This window comes from Methylomonas sp. BG-2 (genome assembly GCF_057766305.1).
This window is the reverse complement of record NZ_JBYMAP010000010.1, coordinates 1-21,798: the sequence shown is the minus strand read 5'-3', so window position 1 is coordinate 21,798 and position 21,798 is coordinate 1. Positions and strand designations below refer to the sequence as shown.

At 60.7% G+C, this 21,798-nt stretch carries 19 protein-coding genes; 12 read left to right on the top strand and 7 right to left on the bottom strand.

Annotation, left to right across the window (positions count from 1 at the left end):
- Positions 1-66: 66 nt before the first annotated feature.
- A complete protein-coding gene (locus AC3B8H_RS01975; protein WP_488439938.1) occupies positions 67-597 on the bottom strand; it encodes a C40 family peptidase in 531 nt (176 codons plus the stop codon).
- Between the two features lie 333 nt (positions 598-930).
- On the opposite strand from AC3B8H_RS01975, the gene AC3B8H_RS01970 reads away from it, so the two are divergent.
- The 4 genes from AC3B8H_RS01970 (at position 931) to AC3B8H_RS01955 (ending at position 5,275) form a co-directional block, all read left to right on the top strand.
- On the top strand, positions 931-1,503 hold the full coding sequence (locus AC3B8H_RS01970) for a nucleotidyltransferase family protein (RefSeq protein ID WP_488439937.1): 573 nt from the start codon (positions 931-933) through the stop codon (positions 1,501-1,503).
- Entirely contained in the window at positions 1,503-2,303 is an 801-nt protein-coding gene (locus tag AC3B8H_RS01965) for an XdhC family protein (protein ID WP_488439936.1), read from the top strand. The genes AC3B8H_RS01970 and AC3B8H_RS01965 overlap by 1 nt, the downstream gene beginning before the upstream one ends.
- A 174-nt stretch (positions 2,304-2,477) precedes the next feature.
- The gene (locus AC3B8H_RS01960) at positions 2,478-2,945 is read left to right on the top strand and encodes a (2Fe-2S)-binding protein (RefSeq protein WP_488439935.1); all 468 of its coding nucleotides are present in this window, start codon (positions 2,478-2,480) and stop codon (positions 2,943-2,945) included.
- Complete coding sequence (locus AC3B8H_RS01955) at positions 2,942-5,275, top strand: xanthine dehydrogenase family protein molybdopterin-binding subunit (RefSeq protein WP_488439934.1); 2,334 nt, start codon at positions 2,942-2,944, stop codon at positions 5,273-5,275. The genes AC3B8H_RS01960 and AC3B8H_RS01955 overlap by 4 nt, the downstream gene beginning before the upstream one ends.
- Positions 5,276-5,288: 13 nt before the next feature.
- Here the strand turns inward: AC3B8H_RS01955 and dinB are convergent, their stop codons facing one another.
- The 4 genes from dinB to AC3B8H_RS01935 form a co-directional block, all read right to left on the bottom strand.
- Positions 5,289-6,365, bottom strand: coding sequence for a DNA polymerase IV (gene dinB, locus AC3B8H_RS01950; protein ID WP_488439933.1), 1,077 nt, complete (start codon positions 6,363-6,365; stop codon positions 5,289-5,291).
- A 6-nt stretch (positions 6,366-6,371) separates the two neighbouring features.
- A complete protein-coding gene (locus AC3B8H_RS01945) occupies positions 6,372-6,674 on the bottom strand; it encodes a DUF4389 domain-containing protein (protein ID WP_168030269.1) in 303 nt (100 codons plus the stop codon).
- Positions 6,675-6,681: 7 nt separating this feature from the next.
- Positions 6,682-7,701, bottom strand: coding sequence for a DUF2333 family protein (locus AC3B8H_RS01940; protein WP_488439932.1), 1,020 nt, complete (start codon positions 7,699-7,701; stop codon positions 6,682-6,684).
- A gap of 103 nt (positions 7,702-7,804) precedes the next feature.
- Positions 7,805-8,077, bottom strand: coding sequence for a YcgL domain-containing protein (locus tag AC3B8H_RS01935; protein WP_488439931.1), 273 nt, complete (start codon positions 8,075-8,077; stop codon positions 7,805-7,807).
- An 86-nt stretch (positions 8,078-8,163) separates the two neighbouring features.
- Between AC3B8H_RS01935 and AC3B8H_RS01930 the strand changes: the two genes are divergently transcribed.
- The 5 genes from AC3B8H_RS01930 (at position 8,164) to guaA (ending at position 13,497) form a co-directional block, all read left to right on the top strand.
- Entirely contained in the window at positions 8,164-8,763 is a 600-nt protein-coding gene (locus AC3B8H_RS01930) for a CPBP family intramembrane glutamic endopeptidase (RefSeq protein ID WP_488439930.1), read from the top strand.
- A complete protein-coding gene (locus tag AC3B8H_RS01925) occupies positions 8,763-9,233 on the top strand; it encodes a hypothetical protein (protein WP_488439929.1) in 471 nt (156 codons plus the stop codon). Before AC3B8H_RS01930 ends, AC3B8H_RS01925 begins: the two co-directional genes overlap by 1 nt.
- Before the next feature lie 94 nt (positions 9,234-9,327).
- Positions 9,328-10,794, top strand: a complete 1,467-nt coding sequence (gene guaB / locus AC3B8H_RS01920) for an IMP dehydrogenase (protein ID WP_488439928.1) — start codon at positions 9,328-9,330, stop codon at positions 10,792-10,794.
- Between the two features lie 66 nt (positions 10,795-10,860).
- Positions 10,861-11,829, top strand: a complete 969-nt coding sequence (locus tag AC3B8H_RS01915) for a class I SAM-dependent methyltransferase (RefSeq protein ID WP_488439927.1) — start codon at positions 10,861-10,863, stop codon at positions 11,827-11,829.
- A gap of 81 nt (positions 11,830-11,910) precedes the next feature.
- Positions 11,911-13,497: a glutamine-hydrolyzing GMP synthase gene (gene guaA / locus AC3B8H_RS01910; protein ID WP_488439926.1), complete on the top strand. Its 1,587-nt coding sequence runs from the start codon at positions 11,911-11,913 to the stop codon at positions 13,495-13,497.
- A gap of 530 nt (positions 13,498-14,027) precedes the next feature.
- On the opposite strand, the gene AC3B8H_RS01905 is transcribed toward guaA, so the two are convergent.
- Entirely contained in the window at positions 14,028-15,122 is a 1,095-nt protein-coding gene (locus tag AC3B8H_RS01905; protein WP_488439925.1) for a choice-of-anchor L domain-containing protein, read from the bottom strand.
- Positions 15,123-15,675: 553 nt separating this feature from the next.
- On the opposite strand from AC3B8H_RS01905, the gene AC3B8H_RS01900 reads away from it, so the two are divergent.
- Positions 15,676-17,787 (top strand): acyltransferase family protein, encoded by a 2,112-nt coding sequence (locus AC3B8H_RS01900; RefSeq protein WP_488439924.1) that lies wholly within the window; start codon positions 15,676-15,678, stop codon positions 17,785-17,787.
- 389 nt (positions 17,788-18,176) lie between these two features.
- On the opposite strand, the gene AC3B8H_RS01895 is transcribed toward AC3B8H_RS01900, so the two are convergent.
- On the bottom strand, positions 18,177-19,085 hold the full coding sequence (locus AC3B8H_RS01895) for a DMT family transporter (RefSeq protein ID WP_488439923.1): 909 nt from the start codon (positions 19,083-19,085) through the stop codon (positions 18,177-18,179).
- A 153-nt stretch (positions 19,086-19,238) separates the two neighbouring features.
- On the opposite strand from AC3B8H_RS01895, the gene AC3B8H_RS01890 reads away from it, so the two are divergent.
- Together AC3B8H_RS01890 and AC3B8H_RS01885 are read left to right on the top strand one after the other, a co-directional pair.
- A complete protein-coding gene (locus AC3B8H_RS01890) occupies positions 19,239-20,444 on the top strand; it encodes an ABC transporter permease (RefSeq protein ID WP_488439922.1) in 1,206 nt (401 codons plus the stop codon).
- 2 nt (positions 20,445-20,446) lie between these two features.
- A complete protein-coding gene (locus AC3B8H_RS01885) occupies positions 20,447-21,646 on the top strand; it encodes an ABC transporter permease (RefSeq protein WP_488439921.1) in 1,200 nt (399 codons plus the stop codon).
- The last annotated feature ends 152 nt before the right edge of the window (positions 21,647-21,798 follow it).

Below are 21,798 nucleotides of genomic sequence, written 5' to 3'. Positions count from 1 at the left end.
GGCTGTCCGGCGCGATGGTCGGCGAAATCGGCCTAACGCGATGAATGGGGACGCCGGACGCCGACACTAGCCGCCATAACAAGCTTCGTTCATCGATAGCGCGGGCTGGCCGGGTGGGCGGCGCACGCCGATGAAGCGTTCCCGCCAGTACGGTTGATTCAGATCGGACACCATGACCCGGCCGGTCCGGCTACTGGGAGCGTGCACGAAGCGGTCGTCGCCGACGTAAATGCCGACGTGGGAGTAGGGCTTGTCGGTATTGAAAAACAACAGATCCCCCGGCCGGCGCTGCTCCGGATTGACCGCCGGCAATTGAGTGGCCAGCGAAAAGGTGTCGCGCGGTAGCCGCAGGCCCTGGCGGTTGTAGACGTAATACACCAAGCCGCTGCAATCGAAGCCCTGGCTGGGCGAGGCGCCACCGTAGACATAGGGCCGCCCCTGCAATTGCAAGGCCTCGGCGACCACCTTGGGCGCGTCGGCCGGTATCGCTTGCGGGGCGATATTCAGCGCCTTCTTGTCGTCGCCGGCGCAACCGGCCAGCAACACCGCCAATAGCGTCGTGGGCAATATCGCTGACGAAAAACGGAGCTTAAGCATCGGTGCGGTTTCAAGACAAAGTTGGGCCAATTATAGTCGGCCTGACCGTGGTCCGCCCATGCTAAATCACCCGCACCACCGAGAATCCGGCAAACGCGAATCAAGCGGCGGCGCGAAAAATCCAACGGCTGATTGCGCCGCCGCTACGTCGATGCTAAGGTTCGGCGCCGGTCCTTGTGCCGCAAGGTTGCCGACTTGGTGGATTTTGCAAGCCGTCCGCGCTTCACAATCCGACTCGTCGGCGCACCGTGTCCCAATTTCAGCAACGTTTAACTCGAATCCAGGCTTTTCAACCATCCCGATGTTGCCATATTCAACCAGGCGTGTCCGCCGATGCCGGAAATAGTCGGAATTCTGTTGGCCGCCGGCGCCGGGCGCCGCTACGGCGCGGACAAGTTGAGCGAATGTCTGCCGGACGGGGAGACGGTTGCGCTAAGCGCCTGCCGGAATCTGGCGGCGGGCTGCGACCGGGTCGTCGCGGTGGTCCGGCCGAGCAATGCGGGACTGGCCGAGCGCTTGCGCGCCGCCGGCGCCGAGATAGCGGTTTGCGATGATGCCGAGCTGGGCATGGGGCATAGTCTGGCGTGTGGAGTACGGGCGGCTTCCCCGGCCGCCGGCTGGTTGGTGGCACTGGCCGACATGCCTTGGATATTGCCGACGACCGTCTCGCAAATCGCCGAGGCCTTGCGCGGCGGCGCCCGGCTGGCGGCGCCGTCGCTAGACGGCCGGCGCGGCCATCCGGTCGGTTTTGCTGCGGCATTGGCGCCTGAATTGATTGCATTGCAAGGCGATCAAGGTGCAAAATCGGTCATCCAAGCCCATCTCCATCAACTCATGCTGCTCGATTGCGACGACCCCGGTATTTTCCGCGACATCGACAGGCCCGAAGACTTGCTCCCCCGATAATGCAAAAACCCGATCTGCTACGTTTACAACTTGAATTGCGCGACGCCCGCCGGCCGCACGCGCTGGCCACCGTGGTCGAAATCCTGGGTTCGTCGTCGGCCAAACCCGGCGCCAAGGCGCTGATCGGCGAAACCGGCGAAGTCCTGGCCGGCTGGATAGGTGGCGGCTGCGCGCAGGCGATGGCGGTCGATACCGCGTTAAAAGCCTTGGCCAGCGGCGAACCCTGCGTGATCGATGTCGATTTGACCGACGAGGTATTCGGCGCCGGCATGCCTTGTGGCGGCAGCATGCGGGTTTACGTCGAGCCGGTGGTGCCGAAACCGCGCGTTTGGCTACTGGGCCACGGCCGCATTGTCGAAGCCTTGTGCGAATTTGCCGGCCGCCTGGGTTTCGAAACCATCGTCAATGATCCTCAGGCTTTGCCGGAACGTTTTCCGGGCGCGGGTCAACTGATTAGCGACGACCAGCGCTATCAACAATTGCAGCCGCTCGCCGGCGATTTTGTCGTCGTCGCGACCCATCACAAGGGCGATTACGAGGCCTTGACCCAGGCGCTGAATTCCGAGGCCGGCTACATTGCGCTGGTGTCCAGCCGCAAGCGCGCGCAATTGGTGACTTCGCGCTTGGACGGCGAAGGCTGGGATGAAGCCGCCCTAAAGCGCATCCGGGCGCCGGCCGGGCTGGATTTAGGCGCGAAAACGCCCGAGGAAATCGCGCTGGCGATCATCGCCGAGATGGTCGCGGTAAGGCGCGGAGCCGGTTGCGCGCCGCTGAGCGGTTTGCCGGCAAGTTCGTCCTGAGCGCTGTGGCTTCGCTAGGGGCAGCTCCGTCGAACGGCGCGGCGCGCGGGGCTTAGACCGGTCGAACGCCATCCCCGCCAGCAATTTGGCCGCTTTACCGGCCGACGGCGGCCGTGTACGATGCGCCCACCTGCCGCACGGCATTTTTCGCGACTCACGACGGAGCGATAAACCATGACCACGCTCGATATCAACGGCAAACGCCATAAAATCGACCTACCCGACGACACGCCATTACTCTGGGCCTTGCGCGACCGGCTCGGCATGACCGGCACCAAGTTCGGCTGCGGCATGGCGGTGTGCGGGGCCTGCATGGTGCATCTGGACGGCACCCCCACCCGCGCTTGCGTGACGCCGATTTCGGCGGCGGCCGGCAAAAAAATCGTCACGATAGAAGCCGTCGGCAACGACCCGGTCGGCCGTAAGGTTCAGGAAGCTTGGCTGGCCTTGAACGTGCCGCAATGCGGCTATTGCCAGTCCGGACAAATCATGTCGGCAACCGCGCTGCTCAAACAACACCCTCGGCCCAGCGATGCGGACATCGACAAGGCAATGAGCGTGAATTTATGCCGCTGCGGCACTTACCAACGCATCCGCGCGGCGATCAAGCAGGCCGCGAGCCTGAACGAGGAGCCCGTATGAACCGGCCGCTTTCCGATCGTTCCGGCGATACGTTGAGCATCGTCAACGTCAGTCGCCGCGAGTTTTTGAAAACCAGCGCGCTCACCGGTTTGGTGCTGGCGGCGGGTTTTCCGTCCTTGTCGCGCGCCGACGAATCCGCCGCCCCGCAAACGCCGGAAAAATACGGCGCCGACGCGATGCCGCACGGCTGGATCGATAACCCGCTGGTGTTCGTCGCCATCGCCGCCGACGGCGCGGTCACCATTGTCTGCCACCGTTCGGAGATGGGCCAGGGCGTGCGTACCAGTTTGCCGATGGTGGTCGCCGACGAACTGGAAGCCGATTGGGCTCGGGTGAAGGTTGAGCAGGCGCCCGGCGACGAGGTCCGCTTCGGCAATCAGGATACCGACGGCTCGCGCAGCACCCGGCATTTTTTCCTGCCGATGCGCCGGGTCGGCGCGGCGGCCCGGCGCATGCTGGAAACGGCGGCGGCGGTCAAATGGCGGGTGCCTATCGAAGAGGTGCGCGCCGAGCTGCATCTGGTCAAACATTTGCCCAGCGGCAAGACCGTCGGTTACGGCGAATTGGCCAAGGCGGCGGCTAAACTGCCAGTGCCCGAACGCGACACGCTGCGTTTGAAAGCACCGGCCGAATTTCGCTATATCGGCAAGGGCCAGTCGGACATTTACGACGGCGCCGACATCGTGGCCGGCAAGGCCCAATACGGGATCGATACTCAGCTGCAAGGCATGCTGTACGCCGTGGTTGCCCGGCCGCCGGTGTACGGCGGTAAAGTTAAAATTTACGATGCCGGTGCCGCGCTGAAGGTAAAGGGCGTGGTCAAGGTGGTTGAGTTGCCCGGCAGTCCGCCGCCGGCCGAATTCAATCCGTTGGGCGGCGTCGCGGTGATCGCGACCAACACTTGGGCGGCGATTCAGGGACGCGCCGCGTTGAAAATCGACTGGGACGCCGGCCCGCATGCCGCTTACGATTCCGCGGCCTACCAAGCCGAGCTGGAAGCGGCGGCCCGCCAACCCGCCAAGGTGGTCCGCCAGCAAGGCGATGTCGAGGCCGCGCTGAAATCCGCCGCCAAGCGCGTCGAAGCCGAATATTACGTCCCGCATCTGGCTCAGGCGCCGATGGAGCCGCCGGCCGCGACCGCCCGCATCGCCAACGGCCGTTGCGAAGTGTGGGCCTGTACCCAGGCGCCGCAATTGAGCCGCGAGAAGGTCGCCAAATGGCTGAAACTGCCCGAGGACAAGGTCACGATTCACGTCACTTTGCTCGGCGGCGGTTTCGGCCGCAAATCGATGCCGGACTACGTGATCGAGGCGGCACTGCTGTCGCAAGCGATGGCCGGCAAACCGGTCAAGCTCACCTGGACCCGCGAAGACGATTTGCATCATTCCTACTATCACACTGTGACGCTGGATCGCCTGGAAGTCGGACTGAGCGCGGAAGGCAAGCCCTTGTCCTGGTTGCACCGCAGCGCCTCGCCAAGCATTTCCTCAACCTTCGTCGCCGGCAGCAAACTGCCGATGCCGGTGGAATTGGGCATGGGCGTGATCAACGTGCCGTTCGCGATCGAGCATCTGCGCATCGAAACCGCCGAGGCCGAGGCCCATACCCGAATCGGCTGGTTCCGTTCGGTTTCGAATATTCCGCACGCGTTCGCGGTGCAATCCTTCGTTGCCGAGCTGGCGGCGGCGGCCGGCCACGACCACCGCGATTTCTTGCTGGCCTTGATCGGCCCGCCGCGTAAAATCGATCCGCGCGGTCTCGGCGATACCTGGAACCACGGCGAATCGCCGGAACGCTATCCGATCGATACCGGCCGCTTGCGCCGCGTCGTCGAAACCGCGACCCGCGAAGCCGGCTGGGGCCGCGCCTTGGCCAAGGGCCAAGGCCTGGGTTTGGCGGCGCATTACAGCTTCGTCACCTACGTGGCGGTCGTCGCCGAGGTCGCGGTCGGCGTGGACGGCAGGCTGAGCATTCCCCGCATCGACATCGCAGTCGATTGCGGCCCGCAAGTCAACCCGGAGCGGATACGCTCGCAAATCGAAGGCGCTTGCAATATGGGAGTCAGCTTGGCGACTCAAGGCGAGATCAGTTTCAAGAACGGCGCGGTGCAACAGGATAATTTCCATGCCTACCCGATCGCCCGGATCGACGACGCGCCGCGCGAGATTCGGGTGCATTTGCTGCCGGCCGACGATTTCGAGGTGCCGCTGGGCGGCATCGGCGAACCCGGCGTGCCGCCGATCGCGCCGGCGTTGTGTAATGCCATCTTCGCGGCAACCGGCCGGCGTATCCGCCATTTGCCGATCAAGGATCAGTTGGAAAGCGCCTGAGCGGCCGGTCGTCCTAGAGGTGTTCGAACAAATCGAGCTGGCGATACCGCCCGGCGGCGCGTTCCGGGTCCAGGCCGGACAAGCTCACACCCAGCAAGCGTACCGGCTGGCTGTCGCCGCCGGCGCTGTGCAACAGTTCGGCCAGCAGCTGGCGCGTGTCGTCGTCGTCGGTAATCGGCCGATCCAGCGTCCGGGCGCGGGTCACTTGCACAAAGTTGCGGTACTTGATTTTGACGGTCAGCGTATAAGCCGTCATCCGCTTTTCGGCCAGTCGCGACAGGGCTTGGCCGAATAAATCCCGTAGCAAGCCCAATTGAGTGGCGGCGTCGGCAATGTCCCGCTCGAAGGTGGTTTCGACGCCGACCGATTTGCGCTGGCGGTCGGCGCGCACCGGCCGGCGATCGACGCCGCGGGCGATGTCGTGATAATGCTGGGCGGCCTTGCCGAAATGCTGTTGCAACAAGGCCAGCGGCGCTTGTTTCAAATCCAGTCCGGTCACTATCCCAAGCGCCTGCATTTTCTGTTCGGTGGCGGGGCCGATGCCGTGAAACTTGCCGACGGCCAGGGTTTCGACGAAGGTCGGGCCTTGCTCGGGAGTAATCAGATGCAAGCCGTCCGGTTTGCCCAAATCCGAGGCGATCTTCGCCAGAAACTTGTTATAGGACACGCCGGCCGACGCGATCAGTCCGGTTTCCCGGCGGATGGCTTGTTTGATTTGCCTGGCCAAGCGCATCGCCGATTCGGCCGCGCTGACATCCAAATAAGCCTCGTCCAGCGACAAGGGTTCGATGCAGTCGCAATAGCGGGCGAAGATGGCGCGGATGGCCGCCGAAACGTCTCGATAAACGTCGAAACGCGGTCTAACAAAAATCGCTTGCGGGCAAAGCCGGTAGGCTTGCGAAGACGGCATCGCCGAATGCACGCCGAATACGCGGGCTTCGTAGCTGCAGGTGGCGACGACGCCGCGTGAATCGGGTTGGCCGCCGACGATGACCGGCTTGTTGCGGTATTGCGGATGGTCGCGTTGTTCGACCGCCGCGTAAAACGCATCCATGTCGATATGGATGATTTTGCGCGGTACCTCGGTCATCGCGGACTAGGGTTTGTGGGGTAATTCCAGATTGGCGGTTTCGTTCCAGTCGGCGAACGGAAACGGCAGCTTATCGGTATTGAAGGTCAGGAACAGCAGGATGTGGTAATGATAAATCGACAGTGAGCGGCCGAAATTCAGGATGTTGGGATTGCACGCGCCGGTCAGCAGCACCGAACCGACCTGCAACAGAATCACCAGCCACAACAGCAATTTGACCAAGCTGTCGATCGCCGCGTAGATCACCATGAAGATGATCCGCTTCCAGGTCTCGATTTTTTTCAGGTTTTCGTTGATTTGATCCTGCATCGCCAACTTAGCCCCGGTTCATTACGTCGCGTAAGTCCAACGCCGCCGCGTTGGCGCGGGCGATGTAGTTGGCCATTGCCAGCGAGTAGTTGGCGAACAAGCCGAAGCCGTCGCCGTTCAATACCACCGGGCTCAGGGTGGGCGTCAAGGCTTTTTCCAGCGATTGAATCATGATATCCAGCGTGTTCATCGCCCGCTTGTCGAGCAGAATGTCGGAAAAGTCGTGCTTGATCGCTCGCAGAATGTGCAGCAAGGCCCAGCTGGCGCCGCGCGCTTCGTAGAATACGTTGTCGATTTCCAGCCAAGGCGTTTGGCCGATGGTCGGCATGTTCATGTCGATCGGGTTGGAGGGGTCGCCGTGCGCGGCGCCGGAAAAACGGTCGGTACTGGCGGCCAAACGGGTGGACAAACCGCCCAAGCGTTTGATGACGACCTCGGTGTACTGCCACAAATTATCGGCGCGGGCGTGAAACTGGGCCGGCTTGGATTCCGAGGTTGGGTTTTGCAAGCGCGCCATGTACTCGTGCAGCGCTTCGACGCCCTTGACGTATTCGGATTCGGTGGACGGCAGCGCCCAGGAATTGCGTTCGTAGTAAAAATAAGGCTCCGCTTTCGCCAAATCCGGGTCTTCGGCCGATTGCGACTGGTCGCGGGCGAAGTGGTTACGCAACGCGGTGGTGCCGTCGCGCAGCATGACCAGCGCGCCGTATTCGAAACTTTGGATGTTGTCGCAGAACAAGCCGGGCGGCGCCACGTCGTTGGATAGGTACCCGCCGGCCTTGAACAAAATCACGTCGGCAATGTGCGCCAGCGTGTTGGCGTAGACGTAACCGATCGGCATTTGATCGGTATGGGTGGCGTTCATGCGCTCAATCGCTTCATCCTCGACGCTGAATTGCTCGGGTTCCTGGCTCCACCATTCGCCCAGTACCAACATCACAATGGCCACGACGCCGATCAAGGATCCGAATCCCCACAGGATGCCTCTCGACTTGGAGTCTTCGTAAGCTAATGGATTATCTGACATTTGTAACAATTCCCGGTGAGTCTTTAGAGAAACAGGAGAAAGCTGCCCCCCGATAAAAATGCGACCATGTTAGCACGGATTAACCGGATGGCATTCGCCGATTTCAGTGCAGTTTGGCGTTGGCGAGCGCCAGCGGATCGGCCAGCCGAGTGGGCGGGAGTTGCACGAAAAAGCCTTTGGCGCGCAGGCTGGCGATGACCTTTTCGGCGTTCTCCCTAGCCAGTTTCCGTTCCAGCGTCAACTCCAGTTCCATCACGAATTGCAAGCGACCCAAGCTGGTGAACAAATCGGCCGGCAAGGCCGAGAAATCGTCCTTCTTGTCCAGATATAAGTAGAGTTCGTCTTTTTTCAGGCTTTTATAAATGAAGCATTGCATGTTCGGCTCTCGGATTCGGTTGGGCTGCCAATTCTATCGGTTTTTGTTTAGAATTTTCGGTTCGCCCTTCCTCGCCACCGCCGCCAATGTCCGATTCGATCCCACCGCAAGACCGTTTTTTCCGGCTGGCCTGTCTGTTCGAGGCCGGCTTGGCGCCACTGGCCGTTCTGTTCGGCTGGCTGGCCGGCGTCGATCCGTTCGCGGGCTTGGATTGGTCGGAGCCGGCATTGGCGAACGGCTTGCTGGCCACGCTGCCGCTGTTGGTCGTGTTCTTCGCGCTGCAAGCGCTGGAATACCCGGCATTGCGGGAAATTCGCGAATTGCTGCTGGAGACCTTGGGAGCCCGGTTGGTCGGGCGGCACTGGTCCGATTTGCTGATTCTGGCCGGCTTGGCCGGTTTCGGCGAGGAAGTCTTGTTTCGCGGTTTTTTGCAGCCCTGGCTGGAGAACCACTGGGGCGCGCTGCCCGCGCTCTGGCTCAGCAACACCGTGTTCGCGCTGGTACACGCCGTGACTCCGCTCTATGCGGCATTGGCCTTGCTGATCGGCCTCTATCTGGGGGTTTTGCTGGACTACGGCGGCGAGCGCAATCTGCTGATGCCGATGGTCGCCCACGCCGCTTACGACTTCGTCGCGTTTGTTGTTATCCTGCGCAATTACCGCAACCGCCCGCCAAGGAACCCATGATGCAGACCCCGGATCGGCTCAATGCTCAAGACCGTCTGACGGCTCACAAATTGATCTGCGCGGCGATGCTGGCGCTGCTGCTGGCTTACAACGCGCTTTGCCACTTCTGGCCAAACCAGTTTCAGCAGGCCTGGCCGGCCGACCAGCGCGAGCTGATCCGTAGCGTGCTGTACGGCATCGCGATCGTGCTGTTTCCACTGACCAATCTGTTGCGCCACATCCTGCTGCGCCTGAACCAGACCATGCCCGGCCCCAAACCGGCGGCGGCCCGCTATTTGATGACGATTTTGGTCACCCAGGGGCTGATCGAATGGGTCGGCCTGTTCGGTTTCGGGATGTTTCTGATCGGCGACGACTACAACACGCTCTATATTTTCAGCCTGATGGCCGTGCTGGGCGTGTATCTGCATCGGCCAAAACCCGAGGAGTATCAGCGCATTGTCGCCGAATTGGCCCGAAAAAACGATTGACGCGGACCAATCCCGTTGACTATTTCCGATTTTTAGGATTGGCGCTTAGGTTGTACAATGGCGGGCTTATTAAAGTTTAGCCCCAGGTGTGATCATGCAAATTATTCAGGAAGCGCTCACCTTCGATGACGTTTTATTGGTACCGGCCCACTCTTCCGTCTTGCCGCGCGAAGTCGAACTGCAAACCCGGCTGACCCGCAAAATCACCCTGAACATCCCGCTGGTCTCGGCGGCGATGGATACCGTCACCGAGGCCCGTCTGGCGATCGCAATCGCCCAGGAAGGCGGCATCGGCATCATCCACAAAAACATGACCATAGACCAGCAGGCCGGTGAAGTGCGGCGCGTCAAAAAATACGAAAGCGGCGTGATCAAGGACCCGATCACGGTATCCCCCAACGTCACGGTTCGCGAAGTGCTGGAACTGACCCGCGCCAAGAACATTTCCGGGGTACCGGTCGTTGACGGCGAAGAACTGGTCGGCATCGTTACCAGCCGCGATTTACGTTTCGAAACCCGCCTTGACGTGGCGATCAGTCAGATCATGACCCCGAAGGACAAGCTGGTCACTGTCCGCGAATTCTTCAGCCACCGGGAAGTCATCGAAAAGCTGCACACCCACCGCATCGAGAAAGTCCTGGTCGTCAACGACGCCTTTCATTTGCGCGGCATGATTACCGTCAAGGACATCCAAAAAGCCAAGGACAATCCGCAAGCCTGCAAGGACGAACAGGAACGGCTGATCGTCGGCGCGGCGGTCGGTACCGGCGCCGACACCGCCGAGAGGGTCGGCGCGCTGGTCGAGGCCGGCGTGGACGTGATCATCGTCGATACCGCTCACGGCCATTCGCAAGGCGTGCTGGACAAGGTGCGCTGGGTCAAGCAAAACTTTCCGCAAGTCCAGGTCATCGGTGGCAACATCGCCACGGCGGCGGCGGCCAAGGCGCTGGTCGAGGCCGGTGCCGACGGCGTCAAGGTCGGCATCGGCCCCGGCTCGATCTGCACCACTCGTATCGTCGCTGGCGTCGGCGTGCCGCAAATCACTGCGGTCAGCAATGTCGCCGACGCGCTGAAAGGCAGCGGCGTGCCGCTGATTGCCGACGGCGGCATTCGCTATTCCGGCGATGTCTCCAAGGCGCTGGCGGCCGGCGCCCACGCGGTGATGCTGGGCGGCTTGTTCGCCGGTACCGAGGAAGCGCCGGGCGAAGTCGAGTTGTTCCAGGGTCGTTCCTACAAATCCTATCGGGGCATGGGCTCGTTGGGGGCGATGTCGCAGCAGCAAGGCTCCAGCGACCGCTATTTTCAGGAAGACACCGAGCAGGTCGAAAAACTGGTGCCGGAAGGCATAGAAGGCCGGGTGCCTTACAAAGGCTCGGTATTGGCGATTGTCCATCAGTTGCTGGGCGGCGTGCGTTCCGCGATGGGCTATACCGGTAACAGCACGATAGAAGAAATGCACAACAATGCCCAGTTTGTCAGAGTCACCAGCGCCGGGATGCGCGAGAGCCACGTCCACGACGTGACGATCACCAAGGAAGCGCCCAACTACCACATGAACTAATCCGGACCGTTCCGGTCCGCTCCCTGGCCGTCGCCGACCGGCGACGGCGGGTTTCCGGAAATCAGCATGCAAGCAACCGAACTCGAATCCTCCATGCCCTGCAATCTGTGCGGCGGCCGCCATGTCGAGGTACTGTCCAACCGTTCCCGTAGCGGCGCCACGCTGCGTACCGTGATCTGCAAGGATTGCGGTCTGGTGTGGAGCGACCCGTTTCCGCACGATCCGCGCCAGTTTTATGCCGACGACTACCGTCTGGCCTATAAACAAACCTATGCGCCTAAAGCCAAACACATTCTGCGCGCAGGGCGGGTGGCGTTGGAACGCCACGCCAAGATCAAACATCTGCTACAGCAACGTCGGCGGGTGTTGGATGTCGGCACCGGCGGCGGCGAATTCGCCTACCTGATCCAGTCGCTGGGCCACGAACTGCACGGCATCGAACCCAATAAGGGCTATGGCGAATATTCCGCCGCCCAATACGGCTTGAACCTGCAAATCGGCTTCATCCAGGATGCCGCGCTCGACGACGCCAGCTTCGATCTGGTCACGATCTGGCACGTGCTGGAGCACACCGAAGACCCGAGCGCGGTGCTTGGTCGCCTGCGCGGGCTGCTCAAGGCCGACGGCATTCTGGTTGTCGAAGTGCCCAATGTCGAAGCGGTTTGCCAGTCGCCGGCCAGCAGCTTTCACGAAGCGCATCTGTTCAATTTCAATGCCGACACCCTGCGGCGCATGGGCGAGAAAGTCGGCTTGACCGCGATTGAATACCGCTTGTCGGAAGACGGCGGCAATCTGACCATGTTCTTCAAGCCCGCCGAAGCCCGAACTGACCAAGCCAGCCTGAACGGTAACGCCGAGCGGATAGCCGGCATTGTGCGCGGCCATACCAACCTGCGCCACTTCATGCGGGCCGCGCCCTATCTGCGTTTTTTGAAAAAACTGCAACGCAGCATCGCCGAGCGCGGGCTGAACCAGCCGGTCGCCGACAGCAAAACCCTGCTGGACCGGCTGTACCGCGAGCATCGCGTGCTCTAGGCCGCGCCGAATTCCTGTTATTTCCGGCGGCTTGGGCTAGATTAAAGCCCCAGCCGCTTCCGTTACTTCTAAGGTGTTCCCGTGACGACTCCCGCATCCAACATCCACGCCGACAAAATCCTGATCCTCGACTTCGGCTCGCAATACACCCAACTGATCGCCCGCCGCATCCGCGAGATTGGCGTGTATTGCGAGATTTACTCGTGCGACAGCTCGGACGACGAAGTCAAAAACTTCGGTGCCAAGGGAGTCATCCTGTCCGGCGGCCCGGAAACCGTGACCAGCAGCGACACCCCCCGCGCGCCGCAAGCCGTGTTCGAACTGGGCGTGCCGGTATTGGGGATTTGCTACGGCATGCAGACCATGGCCGAGCAATTGGGCGGCAAGGTCGAATCCTCCGACCACCGCGAATTCGGCTACGCCCAAATCCGTGCCCGCGGCCACTCCAAACTGTTGAAGGACATCGAAGACCACGTCTCGCCGGAAGGCTTTGGGCTATTGGACGTGTGGATGAGCCACGGCGACCGCGTCGTCGAACTGCCGGCAGGCTTTAAACTGATCGCCAGCTCGGACGGCGCGCCAATTGCCGGCATCGCCGACGAAGACCGCAATTTCTACGCGCTGCAATTCCACCCGGAAGTCACCCATACCAAACAAGGCGGGCGCATCCTCGGCCGCTTCGCGTTGGAGATTTGCGGCTGCGCGGCGCTGTGGAACGCCAGCAACATCATCGAAGACAGCATCAGCGCGGTGCGGGAAAAAGTCGGCGGCGACCAGGTGATACTGGGCTTGTCCGGCGGCGTCGATTCCTCGGTGGTCGCGGCCCTGTTGCACCGGGCGATAGGCGAGCAACTGACCTGCGTCTTCGTCGATACCGGCCTGCTGCGCCTGCACGAGGGCGACCAGGTGATGGCGATGTTCGCCGAACACATGGGTATTAAAGTGATTCGCGTGGATGCCGAAGCCCGCTACATGGCCGCGCTGTCCGGCGTCAACGACCCGGAGCAAAAACGCAAAATCATCGGCGGCCTGTTCGTCGAAATTTTCGACGAGGAAGCCGGCAAACTCACAGACGCCAAATGGTTGGCACAGGGTACCATCTACCCGGACGTGATCGAATCGGCCGGCGCCAAAAGCGGCAAGGCGCATTTGATTAAATCGCATCACAACGTCGGCGGCCTGCCGGAAAACATGAAGCTGAAACTGGTCGAACCGCTGCGCGAATTGTTTAAGGATGAAGTGCGCAAACTCGGCCTGGAACTGGGCCTGCCGGCCGACATGATCTACCGCCACCCCTTCCCCGGTCCCGGCCTGGGTGTGCGCATCCTCGGCGAAGTCAAAAAGTCCTATGCCGACTTGCTGCGCAAGGCCGACGCGATCTTCATCGAAGAATTGTACCGTCACGATTTATACAACCAAGTCAGCCAAGCCTTCGCGGTGTTCCTGCCGGTCAAGTCGGTCGGCGTGATGGGCGACGGCCGCAAATACGACTATGTCGTCGCGCTACGCGCGGTGGAAACCATCGACTTCATGACCGCCCGCTGGGCGCACCTGCCGTACGACTTCCTGGACTTGGTTTCCCGTCGCATCATCAACGAAGTGCCGGGGATTTCGCGGGTGACTTACGATATTTCGGGTAAGCCGCCGGCGACGATTGAGTGGGAGTGAAAAAATAGGTACAAGGTAAAAGGGAGAAAGGCAAAATTCATCGTTCCCACGCTTGGCGTGGTAGCGTAGTGGCGGACGCTCCGGCGTCCGGGTAGGCACCGCTGGAGCGGTGCCCAACGTGTTCCCACGCTGGAGCGTGGGAACGATCAGAAATTGGGCTAGTAAGGCTCACGAACATTCAGGGCGCCGAAGCCTAGCTACAACGGCTACCCATTTCATTCATCGTTCCCACGCTCCGCGTGGTAACGCAGTGGCGGACGCTCCGGCGTCCGGGTAGGCGCCGCTGGAGCGGTGCCCAACGCATTCCCACGCCGGAGCGTGGGAATGATTAGACTCATCGATGCTACTTGGTTTCATCGTTCCCACGCTCCGCGTGGTAACGCAGTGACGGACGCTCTGGCGTCCGGGTAGGCGCCGCTGGAGCGGTGCCCAACGCGTTCCCACGCTGGAGCGTGGGAACGATTAGACAGGGTTACGGCAAATGCGGGCCTGCCCCGTATCTTCTCGACCGGAGCAGGCAGTCCTTTCGACTAGCGCTTGCGCCGCAATCCGCCTACCAGCGCCAATCCGGAAGCAAACAATCCCAGCGATGCCGGCACCGGTACCGCGGTCGGCACGTCGGCCTGGAATATGCCGGGCACGGTGCCTGCGCGCAGGCCTGTCAGGAAAACCGCGCTATCCCAAAGCGGATCGTTGGAATCGGCGATGACGGCCTCCAGACTGTGTTTGGTCAGGGCGGGATTCAGCAAGGCATGGACGGTCAAGACCGCCGTATAACCGTCGAACTCGAACGGAACGGCGGTGGCGCCGGCGTTGGGCGTCAAAAAACCATTGTCGTTTTGGAAGGTGTCGGTACACGGATAAACGCCGTTGCTGCTGCAATTGTCCAGCACGACGAAATTCGAGGCATCGAAGTGCGCGTAATTGATGCCGTCGACGACCAACGCAAATCCGTCGCGAAAGATGCCGGTCCATTCCGGATATTCCTCGGAGGCAAACACGAACTGGGTGGTGACGCCGTTGGCGCCCGCCGCCGAAGGGTCCAGGGTAAAGTCGAACTTCAGCGCATTGGCATCGTAGGTCATTTGTTTGCTGAGCTTGGAGACCTCGTAGCTTGCACCGGTTCCGGTCACGCCGGTCGCCCCGCTGGATGTGTTGGAATTGGCGAAATTGGCCATACCGGTGGTCAGTACAATCCCGTTGGCATTGACCACGCTGCTGAATTCGCTGGCGGCATAGATCCGCGATTGGTCGCCCTTGCCGATATAGCTGACGTTTTGCGCGACGATGCCGCTGTTGGGCGCCAGCCAGGCATTCAATAATTGATTGCCGGTTGCGCTATCAACCGGCGTCTCCACCGGCGGCGGCGTGACTTTTATCGTCTCCAGCTCGGTTTCGGTGATTTCCGGTGTGTCGGCATCGTTCTGTTTTTCCGCGCCGTATTGCAGCACGTAAAGGTCTGATGCGGAGGGGTTGTCGTCCACGGTGCCGCCGCCATTGCCACCACCGCCTCCGTTCCCGCCATTTCCACCACCGCCGTTACCGCCGTTACCGCCGCCGGCGGCCAAGGTTGCGTCCGAAGCCGCCAATAACACCATCAGTACAGCCAAATTCACGATTTTCATATTCGATCTTTCTTATCCAGGGTTAAAGTTCATTGGGTTCCGAGCTCGAGTGATCCGGTCGGCGCTGGGCTAAACCGAAAATCCGCGGCGCACGTCGGTCTCGTTAACGCCTGTGAATTCGAATTGGTGAGCAATAAGTTCAATCGGATCAATTTTTGCCGGCGCGAAATCAGCAAGGGTTGGCACGGCGTCACATGCCGCGGAACGTCGTTTACATCGATGGGCTTAGGGTTGGCGCGCTAGGGGGTGAGCTTGAGATGGGACAGCTTGCACGAGTGGGGCCGGCAGCGAAGGCGGCCGATTTCGATAGTCCCGCCGGCACGTATTTTTGGTTCCCGTCCGAGGTTTGCAGGCCTGGAGCGGCCAATTGACGAAGCCGCCGCGAAGCAATATGATCGGCGCCGGAGTTGTCATTCTGCTGTCTTATTACCGGGCCGGGGAGCAATGCTTGCAGATTATACGACTCGCCCACATCCGTTCTACTTTGCCCCATCAGTCACCCCAGTGCAGGCTAGAAGTCGAACCTATGCCACTTTAGCGCGTCGGGAGTCTCATGACCTCTATCCAGTCTCACGTCTTAAATCCCAGTCTGTCCCACCCGAAATATCGCCCGGATATCGATGGCTTGCGCGCAATCGCGGTGCTGTCGGTCGTTGCGTTTCATGCCTTTCCGAACGGTTTAAAAGGCGGCTTCATCGGTGTCGATATTTTTTTTGTCATCTCCGGCTATTTGATTTCCACGATCGTTTTTCAGAATCTGGAAAAGGGCACCTTTAGTTTTAGCGAGTTCTATATCCGTCGGATCAAACGCATCTTTCCGGCGCTGATCTTGGTATTGGCCGCCAGTTTCGCGTTCGGCTGGTTCGCGCTGTTTGCCGATGAGTACAAACAGTTGGGCAAGCATATCGCTGCCGGAGCCGGCTTCGTGTCCAATCTGGTACTGTGGAACGAGGCCGGGTATTTCGACAGCTCCGCAGAAACCAAGCCCTTGCTGCATTTGTGGAGCTTGGGTATCGAGGAACAGTTTTATATCGTCTGGCCGTTGTTGCTGTGGCTGGCGTGGCGGAAAAACTTCAATTTGTTCACGGTGACGGTAATCGTCGCCATCGTCTCGTTTTACTTGAATGTTCGCGGCGTGCTGAACGATTCGGTCGCCACGTTTTATTCGCCGCAAACTCGATTTTGGGAACTGCAATGCGGCAGTTTGCTGGCCTGGACGGCGTTGTACCGAAAGCACGCCTTCGCATCGGCTCGGCATAAGCTGGACGGTTGGCTGGTGGCCGCCGTTTATCGGGAAGGCCAGCCGGTGGACGGCAGGACCCTGGCGAACGTGTTGTCGTTCCTGGGTATCGCGCTGTTGATTTACGGGTTCAGCGTCATCAACAAGGACTCCGACTTTCCCGGCAAATGGGCGGTGTTGCCTATGCTCGGCGCGGTATTAATCATATCGGCCGGACCGAATGCCTGGGTCAACCGCAAACTGTTGTCTAACCGGCTGGCCGTTTGGGTCGGACTGATCAGCTTTCCGCTGTATCTGTGGCATTGGCCCTTGCTGTCCTTCGCCCACATCATTCAAACCGAGGAGCCGAGTGCCGACATCCGAATTGCCGCGGTGCTGTTGACGGTGGTGTTAGCGTGGTTGACTTACGCCTTGGTCGAGAAACCGATACGCCTGGGCAAGCACAGTAGCGCCAAGACCTTGACCTTATTGCTGCTGATGCTGGGTATCGGTAACGTCGGCTACCAGTTGTATCTGAAAAACGGCCTGGAGTTCCGGGATGCCGACGCGCTCAGCAAAACTCAGATGTTCGCCGACGTGAACGGCACCGTGCTGTTCAATACGCCGGAAGATTGGGTTGACGATCGATGCCGCGCCGAGTTGGGGGCCAATTACAATTACCTGATCTGTCGATTTACCAGCGCCACGCCGAAAACCTTGGTGGTCGGCGACAGCCACGCCGCGCAGTTTGTCTACGATTCCATTTCGCATGGCGCCGACGACCTGGCGCTGGTGGCGGTGAACGGCTGTCTGCCGTTTATCGACTTGGTCACGATCAATCCGACCGAGCAGTACGAGGAAAAATCGGCGCGTTGCAAGGTCATCATGCCGATCGTACTGAAGCTGTTGCGGGATTTTCCGTCGATACAGCGGATTGCGTTCGCGACCCGGGGCGCGATGTATATCGAAGGTTCCGGCTACGGCAACACCGAAACCAAAAATGCCTATCGGATTATCAATGGCCCCGACGATGTATTGGTGGCGAATTATCACAAGTTTATCGACGGTTATTTGGATTCGATTAATCCGATCCTAAAACTCGGAAAAGAAGTCGTGTTTATCGAAGACGTGCCGGAAATTGGCGTCAAAGCTAAAAATTGCGTCGACGAGCGGCCGTTTCATATCAGCTCGAAAGATCGCCCGGAGTGCAGTGTATCCAGAACCTCGTTCGACAAACGCAATGCCAATTATCGCAAAGCGGTGGACTCCATTGTCAGCTCGACCAAACACCAAGTGAAGGTGTTCTCGGCCTATCAATATTTGTGTAACGATATTTCTTGCGGCGGCATGCAAGAGGATATGTCTTATTTTTACGACGACGACCATCTTTCGATGCGCGGCAGCCATTTTATTTTTGGAAAGTTTGCCGAATGGCTGGAGCGGTAAACCGGACAAGGCATACCCATTTCAAGGCTCCTTCGGCATACCGGCGCCGAATGAACGGCACTAGTAAATAGTCCGGCGAGTGACGGCTTCCGTCCGTAAAGATTTTCGCCCATCCATGGGGCGAAAATCAGGACTCCACCGTCACGGTGATGGCCTTCGGCGGCCCCGATGCGTCCGCGTCACCTCGTTTCGACCCAACCAGGGGGCGAAACACCGGCTCTCGCATGACTTAACGGCGTGTCGCAAGCCCTGCAGGTTATCTGCGAAAACCCGCCCGGCGCTACACCTATCGGGTACTAAAATTCATCACTCCGCTTTCGCTCCGTTTCCATGAATTTCAGCGTTTGAAGTGTGTAAAAAATCATCTCGAATTGTTATCACCTCAACCACTAACGCAAGAACGGCAACAACACGCCAAACAATAAAATCAATACCGCGCCGATTAGCGCGGTTGAGCCGGGGATTTGGGCGAAGAAGATCGCGCCCCAGGTCAAACTCAGCACCGGCGTCAGATAACCGACCGAGCTGACCAGGGCGGCCGGTGCCGATTGGTAGGCGCGGGTGAGATAGTGTTGGGCGCCGCTGCCGAGCAGGCCGACCACGATCAGCAAGCCCCAACTCTGCGGACTGGCCGGCCAGCGGAAACCGAACACCGCGAAATAGGCGGCGTGCAGAATCAGCGCCGCCAAGCAAAAATAAAAGATCACCGTGGTCGCCGGGTTACTGCGTCCGGCCCGCGCCAGCATCAAATAGGCCAGGGCCGACAGCAAGCCGGCGCCGAGCGCGGTGGCCTGACCAAGTAAATTGCCGCTTTGCCGGAAGTCGAACAACAGACCGACGCCGCTAAAGGCGCCGACGATAGCCAGCCAGACCGCCAGCGAGTTTTTCTGCGCCAGCAGGAAGGGGCTGAGCAAGGCGACGAACACGCCGCTGCTGGAGGTCAGAAACGTACTTTCGCCGGGACCGATCCGGGCGATGGAACTGAACGACAGCATCAGCGCGCTGGCGCCGAACAAGCCGCGCAACCATAGCGACGGCCGGCCGTCGCCCAGCAAAGTCCGCATGCGCCGGCCGGTGAATGCGGGAACGATCAATATGGTCAAATTGCACAAGATCCGAATGAAGCTGGCCATCACCGCCGGCAGGCCGGGGTCCAGGCGCTGACTGGCGTAAACCCCGGCGTTCATCAACGAGAACAATAAACAGGCGGCGATCATATCCAGCAAACCCAAGGTCTGCCGACGGCGCGCGGCGCTGGAAACAAGCCGGGCGGCCGGCGGCGAAGTGGATTTGGACACGGTCGGGCGAACGGACAAAGGCTTAGTTTACCCGGTTTTGGCGGCGCGCCGACGGGCCGATTCAGATTAGCGGTGTACGCGGACGGCATTTACCGCGAGAATGGCGACTACCGACCTCGGTTTTCGAATTTGCGCTTCATTCGGAGTCAACCCATGCTGTTGCAAGACACCCTGCGCCAAGCCGGCAAGACCATCGCCGCCCAAGCGTTACGGGCCGGTTTGATTGTGCTGGCGATGAGTATCGGCGTGGCATCGGTGAATATCCTGACCGCGTTAGGCGACAGCGCCCGCGCGCATGTCGTCAACGAATTCGAGTCGCTGGGCACCCACTTGTTGATTGTATTGCCGGGCCGTAGCGAAACCACCGGCGGCCACCCGCCTCTGCTCGGCGAGACGCCGCGCGATCTGACGCTGGACGACGCCGAAGCGCTGTATCGCAGCCGCGACATCGCCGCGATCGCGCCGGTCAATATCGGCTCGGCGCCGGTATCGGTAGCCGGCTTGGAGCGGGAAACCAATATCATGGGTTCGACCCATGCCTTGCTGCGGGTGCGCCATTTAACGGTCGCTCAGGGCCGGTTTCTGCCCGAAGCCGCCGCCGGGCGGGAGCTGTCGGTCTGCGTGATCGGCAAAAAAATCCGCGAGGACTTGTTCGGGCAACGCCGAGCGGTCGGCGAATGGCTGAGGGTCAACGACCGCCGCTTCCGGGTGGTCGGCGTGCTGGCCGAGGAAGGCCAGTCGATAGGCACCGGCTTCGACGAACTAGTCATCGTGCCGGTAGCCTCGGCGCAGGCCCTGTTCGATAGCCACTCCCTGTTCCGAATTCTGATCGAGGCGCACAGCGAGGCGGCGATGTATCGAGCCGTGGACCAAGTGCGCCGCATTATCCAACTACGCCACGAGGGCGAGGACGACATTACCGTGATTACCCAGGACAGCGTGGTCAACACCTTCGACAAGATTCTTAGCGCGCTGACGTATACCGTGGCCGGCATCGCCGCGGTCAGTCTGGCGGTGGCCGGCGTGCTGGTGATGAACGTGATGCTGGTCAGCGTCAGCCAGCGTACCGCCGAAATCGGCCTGCTGAAGGCCTTGGGGGCCAGACGCGCCGAGCTGCAAGCGCTGTTTTTGACCGAAGCCGCGTTGCTATCGTTGGCCGGCGCGGTACTCGGCAATCTATTGGGCAGTGCCGGCATCGCCGCGTTGGGCTGGTGGTATCCTAATTTTCCGCTGCATTTGCCGGCTTGGGCCTGGACGGCTTCGCTGACGGTAGCACTGGCGACCGGCCTGGGTTTCGGTGTATTGCCGGCCCGCAAGGCGGCCGGTTTGAACCCGGTGACGGCCTTGGGGCGGCGCTAGTCATGCGCTGGCTCGACATTTTGACGCTGGCCTGGACCAGCGTGTTCAGCCATAAGCAACGCTCCTTGCTGACCGCGCTGGGCCTGATCATCGGCATCGCCGCGGTCGTGATTCTGACCGCGATCGGCCAAGGCATACACCGTTTCGTGTTGGCGGAGTTTACCCAGTTCGGCACCCATTTGCTGGCGGTGTATCCGGGCAAAACCACTACCTTCGGCTTGTCCGGCGCGACGATCAGCACGGTGCGGCCGTTGTCGGTGGCCGATGCGGTCAGCTTGGGCCGGTTGGACAACGTGGTCGCGGCCATGCCGTTGGTCCAAGGCAACGCCCGGATCGAGGCCGGCAATCGCCAGCGCCGCGCCAATGTGTTCGGCGTTGGCGCGGCCTTACCGCAAGTCTGGCAACTCGGCGTTGCCAGCGGCCGCTTTCTACCCGATACCGCCGACCATGCCTCGCGGGCTTTCGCGGTGCTGGGCAGCAAGGTCTATCGCGAATTGTACGGCCGAAGCAGTCCGCTCGGCCAACGGTTGCGGATCGGCAACGACCGCTTTCGGATCGTCGGCGTCATGGAGTCCAAGGGGCAGATGCTGGGCTTTGATCTGGACGACACCGTGTTCATTGCCGCCGACAAGGCGATGGAAATGTTCGACCGGCAAAGCCTGATGGAGATCGATCTTTTGTATAGCAGCGAGGCGAGCGTGGCGACGGTGGAACAAGCGATCAAACGCCGGTTGATCGCACGGCACGGCAGCGAGGATTTCACGCTGGTCAGCCAAAACCAGATGCTGGAAAAAATGGACTCGGTGCTGGGCGTGCTGACCATGGCGGTTGGCGCGCTGGGCGGAATTTCGCTGCTGGTCGGCTCGGTGGGTATTTTGACGATCATGACCATCGCGGTTTCGGAGCGAGTCGGCGAGATTGGTTTGTTGCGCGCCATCGGCGCCGAACGGCGCACGGTATTCCGGGTATTTCTCAGCGAAGCCTTGCTGTTGAGCATGAGCGGCGGCTTGGGCGGCATCGCGGTCGGCGTCGGCGTGGTGCTGGCGGTGCGGGCGCTGTTGCCGGGTTTGCCGGTGGAATTGGCCTGGGCTTATCTGAGCTCGGCGTTTTTTTTATCGCTGGCGATAGGCATCGCCGCCGGCGTGGTACCGGCGATCCGGGCCGCGCGCCTGAATCCGTTACAGGCGCTGCGGACCGAGTAAGCCGGGATGCGCCGAATTCAGCGGCGGTGCGATGTCTCAAGCCTGGCCGCATTGATGCCCATGCCGCGTAGCGCTTCGAAGTGCGCTTGATTTTCGACGAACTCGGCAATGGTCCGAATGCCGATGGCCTGGCTCGGGTTGGGCGGAATGCG